General features: G+C 34.2%; 12 protein-coding genes. 5 read left to right on the forward strand and 7 right to left on the reverse strand.

Translation table 11 applies throughout. From position 1 onward, the window contains the following. Positions 1-13: 13 nt before the first annotated feature. The 5 genes from DFQ03_RS13300 to DFQ03_RS13320 form a co-directional block, all read right to left on the reverse strand. A complete protein-coding gene (locus DFQ03_RS13300; RefSeq protein WP_133673669.1) occupies positions 14-1,006 on the reverse strand; it encodes an SDR family oxidoreductase in 993 nt (330 codons plus the stop codon). Between the two features lie 124 nt (positions 1,007-1,130). Further along, positions 1,131-2,051 carry a hypothetical protein gene (locus tag DFQ03_RS13305; RefSeq protein ID WP_133673670.1) on the reverse strand — a complete coding sequence of 307 codons (921 nt, stop codon included), beginning with the start codon at positions 2,049-2,051 and terminating at the stop codon, positions 1,131-1,133. 3 nt (positions 2,052-2,054) lie between these two features. Then, positions 2,055-3,488 carry an MBOAT family O-acyltransferase gene (locus tag DFQ03_RS13310; protein WP_133673671.1) on the reverse strand — a complete coding sequence of 478 codons (1,434 nt, stop codon included), beginning with the start codon at positions 3,486-3,488 and terminating at the stop codon, positions 2,055-2,057. Positions 3,489-3,576: 88 nt separating this feature from the next. Further along, the gene (locus DFQ03_RS13315; protein WP_133673672.1) at positions 3,577-4,602 is read right to left on the reverse strand and encodes an NAD-dependent epimerase; all 1,026 of its coding nucleotides are present in this window, start codon (positions 4,600-4,602) and stop codon (positions 3,577-3,579) included. After that, positions 4,599-5,996 carry a UDP-glucose 6-dehydrogenase gene (locus DFQ03_RS13320; RefSeq protein WP_133673673.1) on the reverse strand — a complete coding sequence of 466 codons (1,398 nt, stop codon included), beginning with the start codon at positions 5,994-5,996 and terminating at the stop codon, positions 4,599-4,601. Before DFQ03_RS13320 ends, DFQ03_RS13315 begins: the two co-directional genes overlap by 4 nt. A 288-nt stretch (positions 5,997-6,284) precedes the next feature. Here DFQ03_RS13320 and DFQ03_RS13325 point away from each other — a divergent pair, with 288 nt between their 5' ends. The 4 genes from DFQ03_RS13325 to DFQ03_RS13340 are packed head-to-tail and all read left to right on the forward strand — an operon-like array spanning position 6,285 to position 12,526. Further along, positions 6,285-7,373, forward strand: a complete 1,089-nt coding sequence (locus tag DFQ03_RS13325; protein WP_133673881.1) for a DegT/DnrJ/EryC1/StrS family aminotransferase — start codon at positions 6,285-6,287, stop codon at positions 7,371-7,373. Further along, the gene (locus tag DFQ03_RS13330; protein WP_133673674.1) at positions 7,370-9,307 is read left to right on the forward strand and encodes a polysaccharide biosynthesis protein; all 1,938 of its coding nucleotides are present in this window, start codon (positions 7,370-7,372) and stop codon (positions 9,305-9,307) included. Before DFQ03_RS13325 ends, DFQ03_RS13330 begins: the two co-directional genes overlap by 4 nt. Positions 9,308-9,345: 38 nt before the next feature. Next, positions 9,346-10,125: a polysaccharide biosynthesis/export family protein gene (locus DFQ03_RS13335; RefSeq protein WP_133673675.1), complete on the forward strand. Its 780-nt coding sequence runs from the start codon at positions 9,346-9,348 to the stop codon at positions 10,123-10,125. Between the two features lie 34 nt (positions 10,126-10,159). Then, the gene (locus tag DFQ03_RS13340; RefSeq protein ID WP_133673676.1) at positions 10,160-12,526 is read left to right on the forward strand and encodes a GumC family protein; all 2,367 of its coding nucleotides are present in this window, start codon (positions 10,160-10,162) and stop codon (positions 12,524-12,526) included. 9 nt (positions 12,527-12,535) lie between these two features. On the opposite strand, the gene DFQ03_RS13345 is transcribed toward DFQ03_RS13340, so the two are convergent. After that, positions 12,536-13,276, reverse strand: coding sequence for a tyrosine-protein phosphatase (locus tag DFQ03_RS13345; RefSeq protein WP_133673677.1), 741 nt, complete (start codon positions 13,274-13,276; stop codon positions 12,536-12,538). Positions 13,277-13,470: 194 nt separating this feature from the next. Further along, positions 13,471-14,223 carry a helical backbone metal receptor gene (locus tag DFQ03_RS13350; protein WP_133673678.1) on the reverse strand — a complete coding sequence of 251 codons (753 nt, stop codon included), beginning with the start codon at positions 14,221-14,223 and terminating at the stop codon, positions 13,471-13,473. Between the two features lie 322 nt (positions 14,224-14,545). On the opposite strand from DFQ03_RS13350, the gene DFQ03_RS13355 reads away from it, so the two are divergent. Next, positions 14,546-17,923: a methylmalonyl-CoA mutase family protein gene (locus DFQ03_RS13355; protein WP_133673679.1), complete on the forward strand. Its 3,378-nt coding sequence runs from the start codon at positions 14,546-14,548 to the stop codon at positions 17,921-17,923. Positions 17,924-17,950: the final 27 nt, after the last annotated feature.

Here is a 17,950-nt window from a genome sequence, read left to right on the forward strand (position 1 = left end):
AACTCCTAGTATATTACTTCAAATTCTCCCAATACCATTTCACCGCTTCTTTTAGTCCGGTTTTAATATCATACTGAGGGTCATAATGTAATAATTCTTTGGCTTTATCTACAGAAGCTAAGGAATGTGGTACATCACCAGCTCTTGTTGGCCCGTAAACATTTTTCACTTCTTTAATTTTTGGGTCGTATTCCCCTAAATACTCTTTTAACAGTTCTGTTAATTCGTTTAAATCTGTTCGCTCACCGTAAGCGGTATTATATACGGTATTCATAGCATTTTGGTTGTCGGAAACCATGGCGCGAACATTCATTTGAATAACGTTATCGATATAAGTGAAATCTCTTGAAAAAGAACCGTCACCATTAATGACAGGAGATTCATGCTTCATCAGTTGCATTACGAATTTTGGAATTACCGCGGCATAGGCTCCGTTGGGATCTTGTTTTCTGCCAAAAACATTAAAATAGCGTAAACCTATTGTCTCTATACCATACGTTTTACTGAAGACATCTGCGTATAACTCATTAACATATTTTGTAATAGCATAGGGGGAGAGTGGTTTTCCTATGATATCCTCTACTTTGGGCATATTGGTAGAATCGCCATACGTAGAGGAGCTTGCTGCGTAAATAAATCGTTTTACTTTGGCATCACGTGCCGCAACCAGCATATTTAAAAAACCAGATACATTAACATCGTTACTGGTGATAGGGTCATTAATTGACCGTGGCACTGAACCTAGGGCAGCTTGATGTAAAATGTAATCTACACCTTCACATGCTTTTTGGCAATCGCTCAAATTTCTGATGTCACCTTCAATCAATTTGAACTTTGAATGATCTGCTAAAGGACCCACGTTTTCACGCTTTCCGGTGGCAAAATTATCTAAACAAGTGACTTGATTGCCATTTTGTAATAAGGCGTTACACAGATTAGAACCAATAAAGCCGGCACCACCTGTAACTAGAATGTGAAAATTTGAATTAAGATTGAATAAACTCATGAACTGTTTTTGAAATTGCAAATATGTTAATTAGAACTTTAAAACATCATTATTATTATATGAAATTCATATATATTCGATGAATAATTTTTTTGATTTACTAATCTAAATTTTTATCTGTAGTTTATTTAGAATTTAATATGTAGTTAGATATTTGTTTGGCGGCTTCTTCATGACCAATACAGGTCCAATGTGGGTCGTGCTTAAATGACCATTCTTTTTGTTTATTGTCTTTAAGTAATAACATATTAAAGTTTAGATCTTTTAGAATGGTAATTATTTTAGGATCAGCATTAGGTCTAAAAACTAATGTTATATTTTTATGGTCATAGTTATTTTTAGAATAAGTTAATAACTTAGTTAATTCTGTTATTTGTTCTTCTGTTAATTTCGGTTTGTCAGAAACTTGTACTTCAGGTTTTGTGGTTGTATTTTCTTTTTTTGTAAATGAATAATTTATGTAGAGGTAGTATATAAATTTCCAGTTATATAAAAATTTTTTAACTAAAGGAGAGTTCAGTTTTCCTGGAATAATTGAATTTGTTTTACTGTTAAATTGAGTAATATCTCCCATTTTATGAATTATAGAGGAGCTTTCTGTGAAATCTGCATCGTGAACATAAATTAATTGATGAATTGGATTTAAAGAGTCTAAGCTAGCAGCTATTTCCATTGCCCCAATAAACGAGATACCAGATCTAGATGCTTCGTAATAATTAAATGAAGGAGAAAATTTATCTAGAAAATTAGATTGATGGCAAGAATCTGGATTCATGAAATTTTCAATGTAAGAATCACCTATAATGGTAATTAAATTTTCTTTTGATTTTGGTAAATGACCAGGCCATCCATCTTCATTAATAATCCATGTATGTGTTCCCCCTGTCCAATGACCTTTTTGATTTGGGTTGTATTTTTGAATGCTGTTACTATCAATTATTCTGCTAGGTATATCAGAGGTAACATAGGCTAAACGGCAAATGACTTCACCAAAAAATAAGCCAACAATGCAAAATAAGACGATGTTTTTAATAAATGAGCTCATGATTTAAAATTGAAAATATATAAATTCTTGTTCTTCTCCTGCAAACATGAATAGTAGTAAGATTAGTGCTAGATAAAACATCCACCTAAGAATTTTAGGTATAAATTGAAGTTTTTCAATTGCAAATTTTGAAGACCTTCCTAACCACTCAATAACAAGGAATAAAGTGATTAGATAAAATATTTCATTGGGAATTGATAATGATATAGCATTTATGTAGTTAATAAAAATGCTCGAAATGTAATTGTAGGCATGGGTGATAGAATCTGCTCTAAAGAAAATCCAAGCGAATACAGTCAATGAAAAGGTAAATAGCATCTGAATCGTTTCCTTTAAATTAGGTAACCATTTTCCTTCGGCAACAATATTAGTATTTACACGATTTTTGCTTCTTAATAGTAAGGGAAGAAAATAAAGAGCATTTAAAAAGCCCCAAAAAACAAACGTCCAATTTGCACCATGCCAAAAGCCACTAACTAGAAATATGATAAAAGTATTTCTAATTTTCATCTTCATGCCTCCTTTGCTGCCACCTAAGGGTATATACAAATAGTCTCTAAACCATGTAGATAGCGATATATGCCATCTTCTCCAGAATTCAGCAATATCTCTGGAAAAATATGGAAATGCAAAATTCTGCATTAGGTTAAAGCCAAACAAACGAGAGGTGCCTATTGCAATATCTGAATATCCGCTGAAATCACCATATATTTGGAAAGTGAAAAATAATGCACCCAAAATTAGGGTGCTTGTATCATAGATTTCATAATTGTTGAAAATGATATTCGCATATTTAGCACAGTTATCTGCGATGATTACTTTTTTAAATAAACCCCATAAAATTTGCCTTAAACCTAAAATTGCTAAGGAATAATCAAATTTTCGTTTTGTGTAAAATTGAGGTAAAAGATTTGTAGCCCGTTCGATAGGCCCGGCAACCAACTGAGGAAAAAAACTAACGAATGCTGCAAAAGCTATAAAATCAGTTGTAGGCTCAAGTTTCTTTTTGTAAACATCTATTGTATAGCTAAGCGTTTGAAAGGTGTAAAAACTAATACCAACTGGCAGAATAATATTTAAAGTATTGGGTTTTATTTCTTTACCCAAAAACAAGAACGCTTCTGTGAAACTTTCAATAAAGAAATTGTAGTATTTAAAAAAACCTAAGAAGCCTAAATTAATTGTAATACTTATCCATAAATAAATTTTTCGTTTTAAAGCAACTTGTTCTTCTTTTAATAAACTGCCAATTGTATAATCAACAAGGGTGCTGAAAATAATTAAAGTTAGAAATCGCCAGTCCCACCAACCATAGAAAAGATAACTGGCGCAGACGATTAATAGATTTTGAAGTCTTATCTTTTTTTGGAAAATGAACCAGTATAAAACAAATGTAACTGGTAAGAAAATCGCAAAATCTAAAGAATTGAAAAGCATTTAATGTTAACAGGTATTATATAGTGAGAATGAATTTACTTCAAAATGTAAAATAAATAATGCGTGGGTTAATTATGTATGTTGATTGTTATGGCTGGTAATAACCTTTATACCATTCGATAAATTTTTGAACACCTTCTTTAATAGGTGTATTGGGACGGTAGTCATAATCAGCAATTAAGTCATCTACATTAGCCCACGTTTTTTCAACGTCACCAGGTTGCATTGGGTACATGTCTTTTTTAGCTACGGTACCTAAACTTTCTTCTATAGCGGTAATAAAATCCATCAGCTTCACAGATTTACTATTGCCAATATTGTAAATTTTAAAAGAACCTTTTTTCTCTAATTGTTCAGTAACCGGTTTTTGAATAATACGCACTACACCTTCTGTAATATCATCGATATAGGTAAAGTCACGTTCCAATTTACCGTTATTGAATACCTTTATGGGCTTGTCATTTACAATGGCATCTGTAAATAAAAACATGGCCATATCTGGTCTGCCCCAAGGGCCATATACCGTGAAGAATCGTAACCCTGTTGTTTTAAAACCGTAGAGGTGACTATAGGAATGTGCCATAAGTTCATTGCTCTTTTTAGTGGCAGCATATAAACTTACAGGGTGGTCAACTGCATCAGTAGTTTCGAAAGGTATTTTTTCGTTTAAACCATATACACTAGAGCTACTGGCATATACTAAATGTTTGATCTTGTAATTACGGCAACATTCTAAAATATTCAGAAAACCGACCAAATTACTATCAACATAAGCTTCAGGGTTTTCTAGACTATAACGAACACCTGCTTGTGCGGCTAAATTGCAAACCACATCAAAATTTTGAGCTTTAAATAACTTTGGTAGGTTTTCACGATCTTCTAGAGCTAGCCTGATAAATGAAAAAGCAGCACTTGTAGTGCTTTCTGCCAAAACATTAAATTGTTCGGCATTCGCTCTTTCTATACCCAGTTCTTTTAACCTGGCATATTTTAGATTAATATCGTAATAGTCGTTGATATTATCTAAACCAACAACCTCATGACCTTTTTCTACTAAACTTTTTGAAACGAAAAAGCCAATAAAACCAGCAGCTCCAGTTACTAAAATTTTCATGATTGCCCTATTTTGTAATAATTGAACCCTATTTCTTGCATGGTGTCATTATCTAATAAACGTCTACCATCGAATACAAATGCAGGTTTAAGCATTTGCTTATAAATTGTTTTCCAGTCATAGGTTTTAAACTCGTCCCATTCGGTCAAAATAGCAATGGCATGTGCATCTTTCGTAACTTCTACAGGATCTTTGGTTACTTTTAATAACCGTCTATTTTCTTCTGGTGATCGCGTATTTAGATAGTCTAAATCTGCATAAATACGTTCTTCTGAAACCTTAGGGTCATATACTATAATTTCGGCACGTTCTTCTAATAATGCATCTGCAACAGCAATGGCAGCAGATTCCCTGGTATCATTGGTGTCTTTTTTAAAGGCCCAACCATATATGATGATTTTTTTACCAGAAATGGTATTGTAAAGACTAGAGATGATGTTTTCTGCAAAGCGGCTTTTTTGATAGTCATTGGCAATAATAACCTGTTCCCAATAATCGGCAACCTCATTTAAACCATATGACCTAGCAATATAAACCAAGTTTAAAATGTCTTTTTGAAAGCAAGATCCACCAAAACCAACAGAAGCATTTAAGAATTTTGGACCTATTCTGCTATCGAAACCAATGGCTCTCGAAATTTCTTGAATATTGGCATCTGTTTTTTCACATAATGCCGAAATGGTATTAATAGAAGAAACACGTTGCGCCAAAAAAGCGTTGGCAACTAATTTTGATAACTCTGAAGACCATACATTGGTTTGTAATATGCGTTCTTTGGGTAGCCAATGCTCATATACCGCACTAAGGGCGTCTTTTGCCGCTTGACCACTTGGGGTGTCATTACCACCAATTAGTACACGGTCTGCATGAATTAAATCTTCAATAGCGGTACCTTCTGCCAAAAACTCTGGATTCGATAAAATTTCAAACTTAACTGAGTTGCCAGTGTTATCTAAAATATTTTGAATCGCTTGTGCTGTTCTTACAGGAAGTGTAGATTTTTCAACAACTATTTTGTCGTCTTTTGCCACTTTTGCAATATTACGGGCACAAAGTTCTATAAATTTTAAGTCTGCGGCTTGCCCTTTACCTTTACCATAGGTTTTGGTAGGGGTGTTCACAGAGATAAATATCATTTGGGCTTCGTCAATAGCTTTGTCAACTTCAGTAGAGAAAAAAAGATTTTTCCCACGTCTTTCGCCTACAATTTCTTTTAACCCTGGCTCATAAATAGGTAAGGTATCTAAATCGTCTGTGTTCCACTGGTCAATACGGTCTTGGTTGATGTCTACAACCGTAACCTGTATTTCTGGACATTGTTTCGCTATAACCGACATTGTTGGGCCGCCAACGTAGCCAGCACCAATACAACATATTTTTGTAATCTTCTTCATTTATGGTTTATTGGGATTAAAAACGCAAAGATTAAAAAATAACGCCCGATTAGGAAATATATTTTAGATGAAGTCGTTATTTACAGGGTTAAAAAGCCTGTAGGAACGATAAATGACGTATGCCATTTCCTTTAACCGATAATTTACACGTATTAAACGAATTATACTATTAATTCAATGATTTGGTTAAATGTATAGTTAATTTTGAATCTTATATTTGTAATCCTAAATTGACAACTATTGAAAACCGTTTCAACTCCTACTAAAATATGGCTATCCTCTCCGCACATGGGAAGTACAGAGCAAGACTATGTTAATGAAGCCTTTGATACGAATTGGATTGCGCCCTTAGGGCCAAATGTGAATGCTTTTGAGCAGGCTATAAAAGATGAACTAGGCAATGCCGTTCATGTAGCCGCCTTAAGTTCTGGGACAGCAGCCATTCATTTAGGGCTTGAGTTATTAGGTGTAGGCAAAGGAGATGACGTTATATGTCAAAGCTTTACTTTTTCTGCGTCTGCAAACCCGATTTCTTATCTAGGTGCAGCGCCAGTATTTGTAGACAGTGAAACCGATACATGGAATATGTCTCCTGGTTTATTAAGAAAAGCAATAGAAAGTGGTATCGAAGAAGGTAAGAAACCTAAAGCCATAATTGCAGTACACTTATATGGTATGCCTTATAAGATTGCTGAAATAAGAGCTATTGCCGATGAGTTTCAAATTCCTATTTTAGAAGATAGTGCAGAAGCATTAGGTAGTTCATATCATGAAATACCTTGTGGAACTTTTGGTGATATAGGTATTTTGTCATTTAATGGAAATAAAATTATAACGACCTCTGGAGGAGGCGCTCTGGTTTCTAAAAATAAGACCTATGCTGAAAGAGCTATATTCTTAGCGACACAAGCAAGAGATGAAGCCCCACATTATCAACATTCTAATATAGGTTACAATTATAGAATGAGTAATGTCCTAGCAGGTATAGGCCGTGGTCAAATGGAAGTTTTAAAAGACCGAGTAAACGCACGTAGAGCCAATCATCAATATTATCTAGAGACATTAAATCAATTTGAAGAAATTGAATTTCTTTCTGAGCCAAAAGGGTATTTCTCCAATAGATGGTTAAGTTGTATCTTAACACCATCTTTTGAAATGAGAGAAAAACTTAGGTTAGCCCTTCTAGAAGAGAATGTTGAGTCTAGACCTTTATGGAAACCACTACATCTACAACCGATTTTTAAAACTTCGAAGCAGTTTGTAGATGGCACCTCGGCATCATTATTCGAGAGAGGTCTTTGTTTGCCTAGTGGTTCTAATTTAACAAATGAAGAATTAGAACGAGTTGTAACAACCATCAAAAACGTTTTATCATGATTCAGAAATACCTAAATTACAATGCACAGCGCTATGCCTCTAAATGGCTCGTGTTAGGCATTGATTTACTTACGGTAGTTTTCTCTTTTATTCTATCTTATTTTATTCGATTCAACTTAACCTTAAATTTTGATGTTCATAATTTTTTGGTTCAAATACCTTTAATTGCACTAGCTGCGCTATTGGCCTTTATTATTGTAGGTTCTTATAAAGGTGTGGTACGACATACAGGTGTTAGAGATGTATACAACATTTTTAATGCGGTGTGCTTTTTTAGTATACTCGTCATTTTTGTGGTTTTGGTGAACAGACAATTAGATGTGTTGAGCCAATTTACCATACCATTGTCTATTATCATTATTAATAGTCTTATCGCTTTTATAGGTTTAGTTGCCTCTCGTTTTGTTTTTAAATCTTTTTATAACAGAATGAACAGCAATATTAAGGTGACCAAAAATATTATCATTTATGGTGCAGGTGATTCTGGTGTACTTACGCACAGTGCTATTGCTAACAATACCAAGAGTAGATATAGGGTTATTGGTTATATTGATCGCGATGTAAAGAAAATAGGAAAAAATATTAACGGTGTACCGGTTTTTGGAAGAAAAACTTTGACAGAAGCTTTCATTGTTAAGAACAATATTTCAGAAATTATTTTCTCTATTCAGAATATAGATTCTAGAAAACTAAGGAAGACCGTTGAAGGTTTGGTCGATTTGCCTATTGTGGTTAAAATAGTACCGCCTATTGAAGATTGGATCAATGGAGAATTAAAAGTTTCTCAAATAAAACAAGTACAAATTGAAGATCTGTTGGATCGTGCCCCAATTACTATTAAGAATAGTAAAATTGCAATGGAGTTAATGAACAAGACCGTAATGGTAACTGGTGGGGCTGGTTCTATTGGTAGTGAGATTGTTCGCCAAATATGTAACTACGGATATAAATCTTTAATTGTTATCGATTCTGCAGAATCGGCATTATATGATCTACAACAAGAATTAAAGCAAAACGGATTTCATAATTTTATTCCGATCGTAACAGATATTCGAGATAAAAATAGAATGAATGCTCTTTTTGGAGAACACAGACCAAACGTTGTTTTTCATGCAGCAGCTTATAAGCATGTGCCATTAATGGAGTACAATTCTTATGAAGCCATAAAAATTAATATTGGTGGTACTAAGAACGTAGCAGATCTATCTATTATACATGGGGTTGAAAAATTTGTTTTCGTTTCTACTGATAAAGCAGTGAACCCAACCAATGTAATGGGGGCTACCAAGCGTATTGCAGAACTTTATATTAGCTGTATGCAAAAAGAAAACAAAACTAAATTCATTACCACCAGATTTGGTAATGTACTTGGGTCTAATGGCTCAGTAATACCATTGTTTAGAAAACAGATAGAAAATGGTGGTCCGTTAACGTTAACTCATAAAGATATTACACGATATTTTATGACCATACCAGAAGCTTCTCAGTTGGTTTTAGAAGCCGGTGCAATGGGTGAAGGAGGTGAGATATTTATTTTCGATATGGGTGAATCGGTGAAAATATTTGATTTGGCAAAGAATATGATCAAACTTTCTGGTTTAAGATACCCAGATGATATCGATATTAAGATTACTGGTTTACGACCTGGTGAAAAATTATATGAAGAATTGTTGGCCAATGGTGAAAATACCTTACCAACCTATCATCAGAAAATTAAGATCAGTAAGGTACGTGATGTAGAATATGCCAAAGTAAGATCGAAAATTGATGAGCTGTGTATTACCAATATGTTTTTTAGTGGTAATACGGTTAAGTTAATGAAAGAGATCGTGCCAGAATATGTTTCTAAAAATTCTGATTTTTGTGAACTGGATAAATCAACTGACAGTACAGACGGTCAAGATAAAGCGCCTCTTAAAATCGTACAACCTTAATTAGAATAACATTAACCATTATTAACATTATTATAAAAATGAATACATTGAAAACGAAATTCAATCACTACGGATTAGTAGTATTTTTAGGAGTTCTTATTGCTTCTTGTGGCTCAAAAAAGGATGTGGTATACTTTCAAGATGCAGCAGACTATGAAACCATTGTAAGTGATAATACACATACAAATACTTTTAAAGTAGATGATGTTATCGGTATTAATGTATCAACCTTAGATCCTTTGGCTAGTACACCTTTTAATTTATTTTCGGGAACGCAAGAAGGAGGATTTGGGAGACCCCAACAATTAGATTACATAGTAGATAAAAACGGCGAAATTGATTTTCCGGTAGTTGGTAATATTAAAATTGTTGGACTTACCCCAGAAGAAACAAAAGACTTATTAAAACAAGAATTACAACCATATTTAAAAGATCCAATTATTAATATTCGTTTAAGAAACTTTACGGTAACCGTTCTAGGTCAAGTAAATAGACCTGGTACATACCAAGTAAATGGTGAGCAAATCACCGTTTTAGAGGCTATTGGTCTTGCGAATGACTTGAATATTAAAGGAAAGCGTGATAATGTTTTGGTGATCCGTGATTTTAACGGAACCAAAGTATATACGCGTATCGATTTAACCAAAAAATCAGCATTGAATTCACCTGTGTATTATTTAACGCAAAATGATGTGGTTTATATAGAGCCAAACCAGTCTGCCGTTACGCAATCTACCTTAGATAATAGAGCAGGTTTAACGGTGTCTATTGCATCTTTAATCATTACTACAGCTGTAATTATTTTAACTAGAAACTAGAATTCTATTTTAATTACCCAAATCAATATATTTTATGAATATTTCTGATAGAAAAGAAGATATTAAAAATGTGATTTCCACCTATGCAAAGCAATGGAAATGGTTTTTACTCTGTGGATTTTTAGCGCTGGTTGCAGCCTATATTAATATACGTTATACGGTACCAGAATATGCCGTTAAATCGCAAATACAAATTGTTCAAGAAAAGAATGCCCCAACTGGTATGAGTGTGTTTCAAGATTTGGACATGCTTGGCGGTGGTAATAAGCAAGTGGAAGATGAAATCGAAATCATCGCTTCTAGATCTAATTTTATTGACGTTGTCGATGAATTAGGAATCAATAAAAAAATAATGGCTTTAGGGAACGTTATTAATTCTGAAGTATATAAGAACCCGCCATTTAATTTGAATTTTATAGCATCTGATTCTATTGTTAAAAATGCCAATTTTAGTTTTTTTATTGAATTTTCATCTGCCAGTACTTTTGGCTATGTAGAGACGGAGGGGCAACCGGCCAAAATATATTCTTTTGGTAACGGTATAAAAACACCAGTAGGTGATATGGTTATTACCCCAAACGTAAAAGATGCAAAAACCTTAATTGGTAAGAAATTTCAAATTGTTATGAGTCCGGTAGAAATGGTTGCTAGGTCATTAAAGTTTGCGGTTCAAATTTCCGTAACGGACGAATTTTCAAATATTCTTGATGTTACCATGACCAGTGCGATACCAGAAAAAGCAAAGGATATTATTGATAAGTTAATTGAAATCTATAATAGAAATGCCGTAGAGGAAAAGAAACGTATTGCAGATACCACATCAGATTTTATTAATAATAGAATACAATTAATATCAGGTACCTTGAGTAATGTTGATAAGGATGCACAAGAGCTATTGACCGAAAAAGGAATGACTGGTTCTGGTCTTGAGGTCGGTGCTGCCGTACAAGTTAGTGCAGGTAGCCGTCAAAACCTTGAGAATGCCAAGGTGCAATTGCAAATGGTTAGTGGTTTAAAAGATTATGTTAGTGGTGAAACGGGTTATGATGAAATGCCTGTGGTTGATGTGGGTAGTGGTGCATTAAGTCAAGCGACCGTGCAATACAACACCTTAGTTGCCGAGCGTAAAAGATTGTTGAAAAGTGCAGATGAGCAAAACCCAATGATCGTAAACTTAGATGAGCAATTAGATGGTTTAAAAAATACCATGTCATCTAGTTTGAATTCGTTAGAGCGAAATGTTGGTATGAACGTAAGTACCCTTCAAAATCAATTAGGAAGAATACAAGGTACTATATATTCTGCACCACAAAATCAACGTGAATTAAGAAATATTACTAGAAAACAAGAGACTACAGAAGCATTATACTTGTATTTATTACAAAAACGAGAGGAGTCTCAAATTACATTTGCCTCTGCTGCACCAAAATCTAACGTGATAGATACGGCCTATGTTTCTAGCCCTACACCTGTAAAACCTAAAAAAGCAATTACCTATTTAGCAGCTTTAATGCTAGGTTTGTTATTGCCGTTTGGTGTTATTTATGGTAAGGGTCAGTTAGATACTAAGATTCATAATAAGCATAGTCTTGAGAAATATACGAAAGATGTGCCTGTTTTAGGGGAGCTGCCCAGACTTTCTAAAAAAGATAGTAAGATTATTATTAACGATGACCGCTCTGTATTAGCAGAGGCATTACGAATTATAAGAGCTAACCTCGACTTCTTGATTAAAACGAAGCGTGCCAGTGATAGTAACAAGAACAATGTAATTTATGTTACCTCTAGTACACCTGGGGAAGGTAAAACATTTGTTTCCTCTAACCTGTCAATGATTTTGGCAAGTACAGATAAGAAAGTGTTATTGGTTGGTGCGGATATTAGAAACCCTAAATTATATACGTTCTTTTCAGGAGATTCTGTAGATAAGTTAAAAACACCATCTAGAAATAAAGATGCTGGTTTGACAGAATTCTTATTGGACGATTCTATTGAAGTTAAAGATATTATTAGACCGATGTTGGTTCATCATAATACTATAGATGTTATATACTCAGGAAAAATACCGCCAAACCCAGCAGAACTTTTAATGAGTTCTAAAATTGAGGATTTATTGGCAGAAGTTTCTGAAATGTACGATTATGTAATTGTCGATACAGCACCAATGATGGTAGTTAGTGATACTTTATTGATTGCGCCTTTTGCAAATCATATTATATATGTAACTAGAGCAGGAGTAACCGATGAAACCGCAGTGAAGTTTCCTTTAAACCTTCGTGACGAAGGTAAGTTGAAGGGAGTTTCTTTTGTAGTGAACGATGTTACCTTAGACGAGTTAGGTTATGGAGGTAAGTACGGTTACGGTTATAGCAAGACAAGTAAAAAATGGTGGAAATTCTAAATCATTAGTTTACTTAAAATTATAAATTGTCTTTTCAATTATAGGCTTAATAAGCATCAATGTTTTTTCATTGATGCTTATTTTTTTGAGGTAATTCAGTTGTGTAATCTTATGTACGTCACTGGCAACAAAATCTATTAGGTTATTCTTTAATAACCAAAGCGCTGTTTGTTTTACTTCTTTACCGTAATATTCACCTAAGGATAAAATGTTCAACTGAAATAATAATCCTTCATTTTTATATCTTGAATATGCATTAAGTTTTTTATGCAAATACGCATACCGCTCTGGATGTGCGAATATTGGAAACAAGCCGGCGCTTTTTATTTTTTGAACCGAGCTGTCAAAATTAATGGACGCCTGTAAATACGACATTTCTATTAAAAGATAGTCTTTAGCTAAAGGCATGATGTTTTTATCTTCTAAGATTTTTTCAAAACCTGAATCGATCATATGTTCTGCAGCCGCTTCAATATGTACATGCTCTAGATTGTTTGTTTTTAAAGCATTCTGAAGTAGCGATAACGAGCTATTTATAGTATTAGGATTGTTAGGATAATAATTTTCCATTATGTGAGGAGTACAGATAAAATCTGTTACTCCGAATTCATTAAAACCTTTAATAAGTTCAATAGAATCTTCAACAGTTTTTGCTCCATCATCAATACCAGGTAAAACGTGATTATGAATATCTATAAAACCATCTAAATGGTCAATTAAGAAATGTTTTTTAGAGAAAAAGCTGAACATAAACTGAAATTAGGTTTTAGTTATCTGAGGAAATAATATGTGTCAAAGTTACTATTTATTACCATTGTAAGATTTACAAATGCTACAAATGGAATCGCTTAACTTTTATTACCTGTATAATACAGTATCTTCAAAGTGGATAACTATAATAGATCTTTATTATTTTTCTATTTGTACCTATTGAAAAATATAATTTAAGAGTTCTTGGGCGAAAGATGTAATAGCCTAGAGCCATACCAAGAAAAGAATTCTCCGTCAGCTAATCTTACTTCTGTATTTTTTAGAACACTCTTAATAGTTTTTAGATGTTCTTTTTTGAAAGGGTAGGGTTCAGATGATAATAGTACTACATCAGGATTGTAATCGCTAATTTGTTGTAAAGTTACAACAGGGTAGCGATTTTGCTCGGAGAATACGTTTATGTATCCGCACCTATTTAACATGTCATTGATATAGGTGTCGCCACCAACAGTCATATATGGGTCTTTCCAAATAAGATAGACGACTTTTATTGATGGATTTTTCGGTTTTAAAGTACTATTTAGTTGATTGACAACCTCCGCCGCTAGTTTAGTACTAGCTGTAATTTGACCAATTTGTTCTATCATTCTAAGACTATCATCAAAGGTCTTAACATCACTTATCCATACTGGAGTAGATTCACTTAAAAATTCAATTTGCTCTTTAATATTTTCCTCTTTGTTGGCAAGAATCAAAGCTGGCTCAAGTTGTAGTATCTTTTCCAGCTTTAGGTCTTTTGTACCACCAATCATGCTTTTTGTGAGATATGGTTTATTGGGGTGTGCACAGAACTTAGTACAACCAACTACTTTGTCCCCTAGTCCTAAATCGAACAATAATTCTGTAATGGACGGAACAACAGATACTATTCTAGAGGGTGTGCAACTAATTTCAATTTGATTTCCTAATTGGTCATTATATATCATGAATATAGCAGTAAAAAAGGTCGTAAATCTACCCTTTTTTATATAAAATAGGTATTAAAGAAACTTAATTCCTAATCTCCAAAATATCAATTCATCAAATTTCAGGTAAATATTTATCAATAAATTATAATCTCAGCTCAAGATTGAAGAAAACTGAAATAATACTAATTAAAATCTTTATTTTCGTATCAGCCTAAAATTGATGTTGCAACAACAATATTGATAAATGCTGTAACGGTATGAATGACGATTTGTTAAAACGAATTGATTCATCGTATCTTAAAAAAAATAGCTTGTCAAAAAAATAATTTGAACATATAAAATGAACGATATCCTACAAACCCCTTACAAACCTCAAAACCATATTCGCATTGTTACAGCGGCTTCCCTTTTTGATGGTCATGATGCAGCAATTAATATAATGCGTAGAATTATTCAATCTACAGGTTGTGAGGTTATTCATTTAGGTCATAACCGATCAGTTCAAGAAATTGTTGATTGTGCTATTCAAGAAGATGTGCAGGCAATCGCTATTACTTCTTATCAAGGCGGACATGTAGAATACTTCAAGTACATGTATGATTTGTTGAAGGAGCGTGGAGCTTCGCAAATTAAGTTGTTTGGTGGTGGTGGAGGAACAATTCTTCCTGAAGAAATCAAAGAATTACATGCCTACGGTATTGAGAGAATTTATTCGCCAGATGATGGTCGTGAAATGGGACTTCAAGGTATGATAAATGACCTAATTCAGAAAAGTGATTTTCCTGTTGGAGAACATCTTAATAGTGAATTAAATAATGTAGAAGAACTTAGTTATGCAGCTATTGCAAGACTTATTTCATCTGCAGAAAACTTTCCAGAAAAGCATCAAGAGGTTCTAAATACAATTCGGAAAAAAGTTGAAACAAAAAAGGTAGCTCCAGTATTGGGAATTACAGGAACAGGTGGCTCAGGTAAATCATCTTTAGTAGATGAATTGGTGCGTCGTTTTCTTGCTGATTTTGATGATAAAAAAATTGCCGTTATTTCTGTTGACCCATCTAAAAGAAAAACAGGCGGTGCATTATTAGGAGATCGTATTAGAATGAACGCTATTTTTAATGATAGAGTTTATATGCGTTCTTTAGCCACGCGCCAGTCTAATTTAGCATTATCAAAATATGTGAAAGATGCCGTTGATATTACCAAAGCTGCGGGTTTTGATTTAATTATTTTAGAAACCTCGGGTATAGGTCAATCAGATACTGAAATTACCGAGCATTCAGATGTTTCGTTATATGTGATGACTCCTGAATATGGTGCGGCCACGCAGCTAGAAAAAATTGACATGCTAGATTTTGCCGATTTGATAGCTCTTAACAAGTTTGATAAACGAGGAGCATTAGATGCATTGCGAGATGTAAAAAAACAGTACCAGCGTAATCATCAATTGTGGGATACTCCGGCAGAAAAAATTCCCGCTTACGGTACTATCGCTTCCCAATTTAATGACCCGGGGATGAATCAATTGTACAGGGCGGTTATAGATACCTTGGTTGATAAGACAGGGGCGGAGGACTTAAAATCTTCCTTTGAAAGTTCTCGAGAAATGTCTGAGAAAATTTACATCATTCCACCAAAGCGAACTAGATATCTTTCTGAAATAACAGATACTATTCGCGATTACAACGAAAGGGCAGAACATCAAAAAGCGGTTGCTCAAAAACTATTTAGTCTTAAAGAATCTTCTGAAATTTTAAAAGACAAGGAAGATGTTTTAAGTGCCATAGAAGCTGCAAAAAAAGAATTGCAATTAGACCTTGATCCACATAATAAAAAAATAATAGATGAGTGGAATGAGAAGAAGTCTAATTATGAGGGTGATTTTTTTGCTTATGTAGTTAGAGGTAAAGAGGTGAAGGTAGAAACGACGACCAAATCTTTATCGCAGACACAAATACCAAAAGTAATTTTACCAAGATATGAAGGCTGGGGAGATATTTTAAAATGGTCTTTGCAAGAAAACGTACCAGGAGAGTTTCCTTTTACGGCAGGTGTATTTCCATTTAAAAGGCAAGGTGAAGACCCAACCAGAATGTTTGCTGGTGAAGGCGGACCAGAAAGGACTAATAAGCGTTTTCATTATGTATCTAAGGGATTGCCCGCAGCTCGCTTATCTACAGCTTTTGATTCGGTGACCTTATATGGTGAAGACCCGGGTGATAGACCTGATATTTATGGAAAAATCGGAAATTCCGGAGTGAGTATTTGCTGTTTAGACGACGCTAAAAAATTATATTCCGGATTCGATTTATGTGCTCCTACCACTTCGGTCTCAATGACTATTAACGGTCCTGCAGCAACTATTGCCGCATTTTTTATGAATGCCGCTATTGATCAACAATGTGAGAAGTATATTAAGGCAAACGGACTTACAGTTGAAGTAAACAAAAAGATTGATTCAATTTATAAGAAGTTAGGGGCAAAGCGCCCAACCTATGCCGGTGAATTGCCAGAAGGTAATGATGGTCTTGGTTTGTTTCTTTTGGGTGTAACCGGTGATCAAGTATTACAGGCTGATGTCTATGCAGAGCTAAAGTCTGATGCATTGTCCAAGGTAAGAGGTACGGTACAAGCTGATATTTTAAAAGAGGATCAAGCGCAGAATACCTGTATTTTTTCAACTGAATTTTCATTACGCTTAATGGGTGATGTACAACAATATTTTATAGATAGGAAAGTCCGTAATTTTTATTCGGTGTCCATTTCTGGGTACCATATTGCCGAAGCAGGGGCGAACCCGATTAGTCAGTTAGCCTTTACGCTAGCCAATGGTTTTACATTTGTAGAATACTACTTATCTAGAGGTATGCATATTGATGAATTTGCACCTAACCTTTCTTTTTTCTTTAGTAACGGACTTGATCCAGAATATGCTGTAATCGGTAGAGTAGCAAGAAGAATTTGGGCAAAAGCCATGAAGTTGAAATACAACGGGAATGAACGTTCACAAAAACTGAAATATCATATTCAAACATCGGGTCGCTCTTTACATGCGCAAGAAATTGATTTCAATGATATTAGAACGACATTACAGGCGCTCTATGCCATTTACGACAATTGTAATTCATTGCATACCAATGCGTATGATGAGGCAATTACCACGCCTACAGAACACTCCGTAAGAAGAGCTATGGCAATACAATTGATAATCAATAAAGAGCTTGGGTTGGCTAGAAACGAGAACCCTATGCAAGGATCTTTTATTACCGAAGAGCTAACAGATTTGGTGGAAGAGGCTGTAATGGTAGAGTTCGATAGAATTACAGATCGCGGGGGAGTGCTTGGAGCTATGGAGAGCATGTACCAGCGTAGTAAAATTCAAGAAGAGAGCTTGTATTATGAAACTAAGAAGCATACTGGGGAGTTGCCGATTATAGGGGTAAATACCTTTTTGTCTTCTAACGGGTCACCTACTATTATACCAGAAGAGGTAATTCGTGCAACGGTAGATGAAAAGAAAGCACAGATATATAATCTTGAAGATTTACAGAAAAGAAATGCAGCTATAGCAGAAAAGTCTTTAAAAACATTACAAGATATTGCCTTAAAAAATGAGAATACTTTTGAGCAATTAATGGAAACAACTAAATATTGTTCTTTAGGTCAAATTACACATGCCATGTTTGAAGTAGGAGGGCAGTATCGTAGAAATATGTAGTTTTTTTAAGGATAAAGGTTAAGCTTT

The organism is Maribacter caenipelagi (genome assembly GCF_004364175.1).
GTDB lineage: Bacteria > Bacteroidota > Bacteroidia > Flavobacteriales > Flavobacteriaceae > Maribacter > Maribacter caenipelagi.